Annotated in this window: 8 protein-coding genes (1 of these 8 running past the window's edge); 1 reads left to right on the top strand and 7 read right to left on the bottom strand. The window is 59.8% G+C overall.

The annotated features are described in order from the left end of the window. From pssA to M0746_RS01420, 4 genes are all read right to left on the bottom strand, one after another. Window positions 1-573, bottom strand: partial view of a CDP-diacylglycerol--serine O-phosphatidyltransferase gene (pssA, locus tag M0746_RS01435; protein ID WP_090286305.1) — the 5' portion only. Its footprint begins 285 nt before the window's first position; only the first 573 of its 858 coding nucleotides appear in the window; the start codon lies at window positions 571-573; the stop codon falls past the left edge of the window. Between the two features lie 148 nt (window positions 574-721). Continuing rightward, the gene (ilvC, locus tag M0746_RS01430) at window positions 722-1,738 is read right to left on the bottom strand and encodes a ketol-acid reductoisomerase (protein WP_003228216.1); all 1,017 of its coding nucleotides are present in this window, start codon (window positions 1,736-1,738) and stop codon (window positions 722-724) included. 46 nt (window positions 1,739-1,784) lie between these two features. Beyond that, window positions 1,785-2,276, bottom strand: coding sequence for an acetolactate synthase small subunit (gene ilvN, locus M0746_RS01425; protein ID WP_003176102.1), 492 nt, complete (start codon window positions 2,274-2,276; stop codon window positions 1,785-1,787). 2 nt (window positions 2,277-2,278) lie between these two features. Beyond that, window positions 2,279-4,003, bottom strand: a complete 1,725-nt coding sequence (locus M0746_RS01420; protein WP_258447998.1) for an acetolactate synthase 3 large subunit — start codon at window positions 4,001-4,003, stop codon at window positions 2,279-2,281. A 399-nt stretch (window positions 4,004-4,402) separates the two neighbouring features. On the opposite strand from M0746_RS01420, the gene M0746_RS01415 reads away from it, so the two are divergent. Continuing rightward, entirely contained in the window at window positions 4,403-4,819 is a 417-nt protein-coding gene (locus M0746_RS01415) for a DUF4124 domain-containing protein (protein ID WP_258447997.1), read from the top strand. 18 nt (window positions 4,820-4,837) lie between these two features. Here the strand turns inward: M0746_RS01415 and M0746_RS01410 are convergent, their stop codons facing one another. The 3 genes from M0746_RS01410 to mrcB are packed head-to-tail and all read right to left on the bottom strand — an operon-like array spanning window position 4,838 to window position 8,263. Next, entirely contained in the window at window positions 4,838-5,173 is a 336-nt protein-coding gene (locus tag M0746_RS01410; RefSeq protein ID WP_258447996.1) for a YqcC family protein, read from the bottom strand. Beyond that, window positions 5,173-5,922, bottom strand: coding sequence for a tetratricopeptide repeat protein (locus M0746_RS01405; protein ID WP_258447995.1), 750 nt, complete (start codon window positions 5,920-5,922; stop codon window positions 5,173-5,175). Before M0746_RS01405 ends, M0746_RS01410 begins: the two co-directional genes overlap by 1 nt. Window positions 5,923-5,938: 16 nt before the next feature. Then, on the bottom strand, window positions 5,939-8,263 hold the full coding sequence (mrcB, locus tag M0746_RS01400; protein WP_258447994.1) for a penicillin-binding protein 1B: 2,325 nt from the start codon (window positions 8,261-8,263) through the stop codon (window positions 5,939-5,941). Between the last annotated feature and the right edge of the window lie 93 nt (window positions 8,264-8,356).

Genomic DNA, 8,356 nt, shown 5'->3' with positions numbered 1-8,356 from the left:
CCAGACGATACCGGCCACCACGCCGGCAGCCGCAGGACTCGCCAGACCAATGAAGTAGCGCTTGTCCGCGGTACCGACCTGAGTGTTGAAGCGCGCCAGACGCAACGCCGCGCCCGCCACATAGATGAAGGCGACCATCCAGCCGACCTTGCCCATATCACCCAGCGCCCAGCCAAACGCCAGCAATGCCGGGGCGACACCAAATGCGACCATGTCCGACAGCGAGTCGTACTCGGCGCCGAAGGCGCTTTGCGTGTTGGTCATGCGCGCAACACGCCCGTCGAGGCCATCGAGCACCATGGCGACGAAAATCGCGATCGCGGCGAAGGCGAAATACTTGCTCGCGTTCGCCGAATCCCCGGCGCTCAACGCGGCCTGGGCACTCATCGAGTTGATGATGGAATAAAAGCCTGCAAACAGGTTCGCAGTGGTGAACAGGTTCGGCAGCAGATAGATACCACGATGCCGGACTTTACGACCTTCCGCGTCGTGCCCTTCTTCGATGTGTTCATCGACGGGCAGCAGGCTTTCGGCGTCAGAAGCCTTGTTCGGCTCTTCGGGACGTTCGCTCATGGACATTACCTTGCAACGGTTTGGAGAAAATTCGACAGAGGCTTGAGGACGACAGTTCGGCCACAAACGATGCAGCTTTATACCAGAACCACCGCCTCAAACGAAAAAACGCGGCCGAGGCCGCGTCTTTCGTACAAGCAACGACGACTTAGTTTTTGGCTTTGTCGACGATCTTGTTGGCACCGATCCACGGCATCATGGAGCGCAGTTGCTCGCCGATGATTTCGATACCGTGAGCGGCGTTGTTACGACGCTTGGCGGTCATCGAAGGGTAGCCGGTTGCGCCTTCGCTGATGAACATTTTGGCGTATTCGCCGTCCTGAATACGTTTCAGGGCGTTGCGCATGGCCTGACGGGATTCGGCGTTGATCACTTCCGGACCCGTCACGTACTCGCCGTATTCAGCGTTGTTGGAGATCGAGTAGTTCATGTTGGCGATACCGCCTTCGTACATGAGGTCAACGATCAGTTTCAGTTCGTGCAGGCACTCGAAGTAGGCCATTTCCGGCGCGTAGCCAGCTTCAACCAAGGTTTCGAAACCGGCTTTCACCAATTCAACGGTACCGCCGCACAGAACGGCTTGTTCGCCGAACAGGTCGGTTTCGGTCTCGTCCTTGAAGGTGGTTTCGATGATGCCGGTACGACCGCCACCGACGCCAGCAGCGTAGGACAGTGCAACGTTTTTGGCGTTGCCCGAGGCGTCCTGGTAGATCGCGATCAGGTCAGGGATACCGCCGCCTTTCACGAACTCGGAACGCACGGTGTGGCCCGGAGCCTTCGGCGCGATCATGATCACGTCGAGGTCAGCGCGTGGCACAACCTGGTTGTAGTGAATCGCGAAGCCGTGGGAGAAGGCCAGAGTGGCGCCCTTCTTGATGTTCGGCTCGATTTCGTTCTTGTACAGCGACGACTGGAACTCGTCCGGGGTCAGGATCATGACCAGGTCGGCCGCTGCGACAGCGGAAGCCACGTCGGTCACTTTCAGGCCGTGGGCTTCAGCTTTGGCAACGGTAGCCGAACCTTTACGCAGACCAACGGTAACGTCGACACCGGAGTCTTTCAGGTTGCACGCCTGGGCGTGGCCCTGGGAACCGTAACCGATGATGGCAACTTTCTTGCCCTGGATGATCGACAGGTCGCAGTCTTTATCGTAGAAAACTTTCATGAATTTCCCCTTATATCCGGCCATTCAGGCCATGCGCTAATTTGGTTTAGATGCTGAGTACTTTGTCGCCGCGGGCGATACCGGTCACGCCGCTGCGGACGGTTTCCAGAATCGATGCGGTGCCGATGGACTGAATGAAGCTGTCGAGCTTGTCGCTGGTACCGGTCAATTGAACGGTATACACGCTGGCGCTGACATCGACGATCTGTCCACGGTAAATATCGGTGGTGCGTTTGATCTCGGCGCGCTGGGCGCCAGTGGCCTTGACCTTGACCAGCATCAGCTCGCGCTCGATGTGAGCACTTTCCGACAGGTCCACCAGCTTGACCACTTCGATCAGCTTGTTCAGGTTTTTGGTGATCTGCTCGATCACTTCATCGTGGCCCACAGTGGTCAGCGTCAGACGCGACAAGGTCGGGTCTTCGGTCGGCGCCACGGTCAGGCTTTCAATGTTGTAGTTGCGCTGCGAGAACAGGCCGACTACGCGAGACAGAGCGCCAGGTTCGTTTTCCAGAAGCAAGGAAATAATGTGCCGCATGATTAAGTACGCTCCGTCTTGCTCAACCACATATCGCGCATCGAGCCGTCTTTGATCTGCATCGGATAGACGTGCTCGCTGGTGTCGACCGCAACGTCGATGATCACCAGGCGATCCTTCATGGCGAAAGCTTCGGCCATCTTCGACTTCAAATCTTTCGATTCGGTGATGCGTACGCCAATGTGGCCGTAGGCTTCAGCCAGTTTGATGAAGTCCGGCAGCGATTCCATGTAGGAGTGCGAGTGACGGCTGCCGTAGCTCATGTCCTGCCACTGGCGAACCATGCCCAGCACACCGTTGTTGAGAATGACGATTTTCACCGGCAGGCCGTATTGCAGGCAGGTCGACAGTTCCTGGATGTTCATCTGGATGCTGCCTTCGCCGGTGACGCAGGCAACGTCGTCGTCCGGGAAGCTCAGTTTGATGCCCATCGCCGCCGGCAGACCGAAGCCCATCGTGCCCAGACCACCGGAGTTGATCCAGCGGTTCGGCTTGTTGAACGTGTAGTACTGCGCCGCGAACATCTGGTGCTGACCGACGTCGGAGGTCACAAAGGCATCGCCCTTCGTCACTTCGCACAGGGTTTCGATCACGGTCTGCGGCTTGATTTTGCTGCCGTCGCCCTTTTCGTAAGGGAACAGGCCGCGATCGCCACGCCATTCATCGACCTGCTTCCACCAACTGGCGACGGACTCCTTGTTCGGGGTTTCGCCGATTTCCTTGAGAATCGCGACCATTTCGGTCAGGACGCTCTCGACCGGGCCAACGATTGGCACATCAGCCTTGATGGTCTTGGAGATCGACGCCGGGTCGATGTCGATGTGAATGATCTTGGCGTTCGGGCAGAACTTCGCCGGGCCGTTGATCACGCGGTCGTCGAAACGTGCGCCGACTGCGAGAATCACGTCGGCATGGTGCATCGCCAGGTTGGCGGTGTAGCTGCCGTGCATGCCGAGCATGCCGATGAACTGGCGATCGGTGCCGGGAAAAGCACCCAGGCCCATCAACGTGTTGGTCACCGGCAGATTGAGCATTTTCGCCAGTTCGGTCAGCGGTGCGGAACCGTTGCCGAGGATCACCCCGCCGCCGGAGTACAGCACTGGACGCTTGGCCGCCAGGAGCATTTCGGCTGCCTTGCGGATTTGCCCGGAGTGCCCGCGAACGGCCGGGCTGTAGGAACGCAGCTTGGCCTTTTTCGGGAAGATGTATTCGAACTTCTCGGCCGGGTTGGTCATGTCTTTCGGGATATCGACCACGACCGGGCCCGGACGACCGGATTGCGCCAGGTAGAATGCCTTCTTCATGACTTCCGGGATTTCCGAGGCGTGCTTGATCATGAAGCTGTGCTTCACGATCGGCCGGGAGATACCGATCATGTCGGTTTCCTGGAACGCGTCGGTGCCGACCATGGTGCTGGGCACCTGACCGGAAATGATCACCATTGGAATCGAGTCCATATAGGCGGTGGCGATACCGGTGATGGCGTTTGTGGCGCCTGGACCGGAAGTCACCAGTACCACGCCGGCTTTACCGGTGGCACGGGCGTAGCCGTCGGCCATATGGGTTGCCGCTTGTTCGTGACGAACCAGGATGTGAGTCACTTCCGGTTCTTTGAACAGGGCATCGTAAACATGCAGGAGAGCACCACCCGGGTACCCGTAGATATATTTGACGCCTTCGTCACGCAAAAAGCGGACGAGCATCTCACCGCCAGATAAAAGCTCCACGTTGTTCACCTCTAAAACGCCAGAATACCGTCCACAAAAAAGGGGCGGGTCTTAATAGGTTTACTTCTCGGCAGAGCATGAGCGACGGTGGTCGCCGACTACGTCAGCACTGACTGAGCAAGTATTGGGATCGTCCCAAGTGTTGCGGGCCTTTCCCACCCAGCGCGAGGTAACGCGTTGCGGGTGTAACAGGTCGGCGCGGATGTGCGCCTCATGATCTACCGAGTGGGTCTGCTTCTGGCAGTCCCTCTACAGCGGACTTTGGATTCTTCTGTTTCGCCCTCTGCAAGTCAAGTCGTCTGTGAGGTTAATTGTGGGTAAGCACATGAGAACGCAAGAAAAAACCTGAAAAGCGCTACTCTGTTAGCGTCAATTGCGCAATTTTGCCAAGGAATCAGCATGCGAACGCTCCTCCTGACTCTGCTGATCGGCCTCAGCCCGTGGTGCTCGGCCGCTCAGATCTACAAATGGGTCGATGCCCAGGGTGTCACTCACTTCGATGCCCAGCCACCTGCGGGCCAGCCGTCGACCACCGTGAAAACGCCCTCCTCGCCCCCGGCAAAACCATCCGCCATGCCCGGCAGCGGCGTACTTGGTGATCAGAAAGCGATCGACGACAAGGTCAAAAAACAGGTGGCCGAGCAACAGGCGCAGCTCCAGGCGTTTTGCGAGCAGGCACGGACCAACCTTGCGCAGTTGCAAAACAATCCACGTTTGCGAGAAGAGGTCGAAGGACAGTTGAAGCGGCTTGACGATGCGCAGCGTCAGGAGCGCATCGCCGAAGCGCAGAAGCAGATTGAGCAGAACTGCCAGTGATCACTGGCAGTTCCCACGTCAATGCGAGCGTTTGATCAGATCGTCAAAATCCTTGAGCAGCACCTGCAACTGACGATCTTTACCCCCAAGGTTGCGCTGCGCGAAAACCATCTCGGCCATTTCGTGAATACCCGAGACATTCGGCAGTGCCAGATTGTGTTCGAGAATCGCCTTCATACGCGGCAGGAAGATCCATTGCAGCCACTGCTCGAAATCGAGTGTGTCGACGGAAAACGGCTCAACACTGCTCAAAGCTTCGGCCGACGGCTGCACCTCGTCCCACCAGCCCTGGGTACGCAGCTCACGCTCGATCAGCAGCAACTGATCGGCGATTTGCGGGAAACGGGCATCCATCACAGCGAGACCTTGGCCTTTTGCCGGGCCAGCGTGGCGCCGGCGGAATCGCCTTGTTTCTCACGGGCCTGAGCGATCAACTCCCACAGGCTGGCTTGCAGATCCGGACGACCGTTGGCCATCGTCAGTGCACGACGGGCAAATTGCTCGGCTTGCGGCGCATCGCCCTGAGCCATGCGCACCTGCGCCAGACGATAAAGCACTTGCGGCTCACGCGGTGCAACGCGCTGGGCGCGCTCCAGACTCGACGACGCACCGTTGAGGTCGCCACCGGCCTGCTGCTGTTGTGCAGTGGTCAGCAAGGCGAGCACCGGGCCGTCCAGTTGCTCATCGGCCGACAGGCCACCGCCGCTGCTCGCCGACGGAATGCCACTCGGCGTCGACGGCACGCTGTAGCTGCCGGAGTTGACCGGCGCCGAGTCGACCGCCGACGGGTTGTATGGGCCCGAGGTGATACCGCCGGAGGCAGGGCCCGGAACGATTGGCGAGGAGCTGATCGGTGTCGACACGGCCGCGCCGCCGCCCGGCACCATCACCACTACGCCGGTATCGCCTTGCGGAATTGCCTGAGTCTGGCCCTGCACCGGACGCTTGACCGTGGTCTGGCGGAAACCGCCATTGGCACCGATGCGCTCGCTGTTGGACACCGCTGTGCCGGAGTCGACGACGGGAATCGAACCACGCTGTACGGTAGAGCAGCCGCTGAGCAAAGCCACGGCGGTCACCGCTGGAATCAACCACTTGTTCACTTGAAACCCTCTTTGCTTAATTCATCCAGCCCTTGACCCAATCCATCACCGATTCCGGCGAGGCAGGCGTTTCGCTTGCGCACGCGGCGCCGGGTGGCGGTTCGCTGCCGCGAATATACGGCATCTGTACCGCACCGGGGCAGTTGGCATCGGAGCCTTGCCCGGTGCGCGAATCGACCCAGGCCTGCACGACGTTATCCGGCTGCGGCATGTCCAGCGGCAGCGGATCGGCCTTGCGCATGAAACTGGTCCAGACCTGCAACGCACCGGTCGCCCCGGTGAACGGCGTCTTGCCGTTGTCGTCGCGGCCCAGCCAGACCACGGCCAGCAGGTCCTGACTGAAACCGGCGAACCAGCTGTCGCGCGAATCGTTACTGGTACCGGTCTTGCCGGCCAGCGTCAGGGTCTTGGGCAACACGTTATAAACCGAACTGCCGGTACCTTCACGCATCACGCGCTGCATGGCGTTCTGGATCAGATAGATGGAGGCCGGGTCGAAACGCTGCTGAATCTGGAACGGATAACGTTTGAGCGGCTCGCCTTCTGCGGTCAGTACGCTGCGAATCCCGCGCATCGGCGTGTTGAAACCGCCATTGGCCAGCGTCTGGTACATGGTCGCCACTTCGATCGGGGTCATGCCGCCGGCACCCAGGAGCATCGACGGGAACGCCGGGAATTCACGCGTCACACCCAGACGACCGAGGGTCTTGAGCACGTTCGGCACACCGACTTCCAGGCCCAGACGCGAGGTCGACAGGTTGTAGGAATGCGCCAGCCCCTGATAGAGGAACACCGTGCCGTGGGAGCGGCGATCATAGTTCTGCGGCTTCCACACCTGCCCGTTTGCGCCTTTGACCGACAACGGTTCATCCGACAGCCAACTGGTCAGCGTGTACTGGCTCGGTTTTTCCAGCGCGGTCAGGTAAACCGCCGGTTTGATCAACGAACCGATCGGCCGCACCGCATCCAGCGCGCGGTTGAAGCCGGCGTAACTGGCCTGACGGCTGCCGATCATCGCCTGGACTTCACCGGTTTCCGGGTTGGTCACGACCATCGCCGCTTCAACGTCATCGGAGCCTTTGCGCCCGGCCAGACGTTTAAAGGTGTCGTTGACCGAGGCCTCGGCTTTCATCTGCAGGATCGGGTCGAAGCTGGTGAAGATGCGCAGGCCTTCTTCGGTCAAGTCTTCGTCGCGGTAATCCTCACGCAACTGACGTTTGACCAGATCGATGAAGCCTGGGTACGAGCTGTCGGCAAGCTTGCCGCGGGTGGTCACGCCCAGCGGCATTTTCTTCGCCGCTTCGACCTGCTCCGGCGTGGCTACGCCCTGTTGTGCAAGCACGTCGAGCACCAGGTTACGGCGCTCCAGCGCGCGCTCCGGATTGCGCCGCGGGTTGTAGTAGGACGGGCCTTTGACCATGCCGACCAGCAACGCCACTTGATGCAGCTTCAGCTCGGACAATGGCTGGCCGAAGAAGAACTGGCTGGCCAGACCGAAACCGTGCACCGCGCGCTGACCGTCCTGCCCGACGAAGACTTCGTTGAGGTAGGCCTCGAGGATTTCCTTCTTGTCGTAATGCAGCTCCAGCAACATCGCCATCATCGCTTCGGTGAGCTTGCGGGTCAGGCTGCGTTCGCTGGTCAGGTAGAAGTTCTTCACCAACTGCTGGGTCAGGGTACTGCCGCCCTGGGTCATCTTGCCGCCAGAGGTGTTGACCCAGACCGCACGGGCGATCGACTTCGGCGACACGCCCCAGTGGCTGTAGAAATCGCGGTCTTCGACAGCGACCAGAGTTTCGAGCAGATACGGCGGCACCTGATCGAGCTTGATCAGGATGCGGTCTTCAAGATTCTTCGGATAAATGCCGCCGATCAGCAGCGGTTCCAGACGCACCACCGACAGCTTGGAACCGTTGGTCGCCGACAGCTCGGCAACGTAATCGCCGGAGAAGCGCACGCGCACCGGTTGCGGTTTCTCCAGACCTTCATAGAACTGGAAGCCACGGGTATTGAGGTCAACCGTATTGCCGCTGACGGCAGCAGCGCCGGGGCCATTGCTCACGGCTTCGCGGCGATAGCCGAGGGCATCGAGTTCGGTGAGGAAATCGTCCTTGCTGAGCTTCTGTCCGACGAACAGCTCGAGCGGGCGCGCGTACACCTTGGCCGGGATGGTCCAGCGCTTGCCGGAGAACTTCTCCTGCACCACGGCATCGAGGTAAACGGCGAAGCCGGCCAGCACGACAAGGCCGACCAGACTGAGTTTGATGGCCCAGCTCAGCCACGGGCTCAGGCCCTTGGACGGCGGTTTTTTCTTGGTACGGGGGGATCGGGATCGAGTCATGGCGGCGGATTATACGCACTTTATCGATCCTCAACAGGCACCCTCAGAGGTTTGCGTCCGGCGGGCAAGCGGCCATAATGGCGACCTCGAATT

The sequence above is a fragment of the Pseudomonas sp. S11P7 genome (genome assembly GCF_023195435.1).
In the GTDB taxonomy this organism is placed as follows: Bacteria; Pseudomonadota; Gammaproteobacteria; order Pseudomonadales; family Pseudomonadaceae; genus Aquipseudomonas; species Aquipseudomonas fluorescens_G.
Note: the sequence above shows the minus strand (reverse complement) of the source record. Positions and strands in the feature narration are given on the sequence as shown.

Bases quoted from the DNA above. Each gene is read 5' to 3' on its own strand.
- ilvC (WP_003228216.1), bottom strand. From the start codon at position 1,738: ATGAAAGTTTTCTACGATAAAGACTGCGACCTGTCGATCATCCAGGGC.
- ilvN (WP_003176102.1), bottom strand. From the start codon at position 2,276: ATGCGGCACATTATTTCCTTGCTTCTGGAAAACGAACCTGGCGCTCTG.
- M0746_RS01415 (WP_258447997.1), top strand. From the start codon at position 4,403: ATGCGAACGCTCCTCCTGACTCTGCTGATCGGCCTCAGCCCGTGGTGC.
- M0746_RS01410 (WP_258447996.1), bottom strand. From the start codon at position 5,173: ATGGATGCCCGTTTCCCGCAAATCGCCGATCAGTTGCTGCTGATCGAG.
- mrcB (WP_258447994.1), bottom strand. From the start codon at position 8,263: ATGACTCGATCCCGATCCCCCCGTACCAAGAAAAAACCGCCGTCCAAG.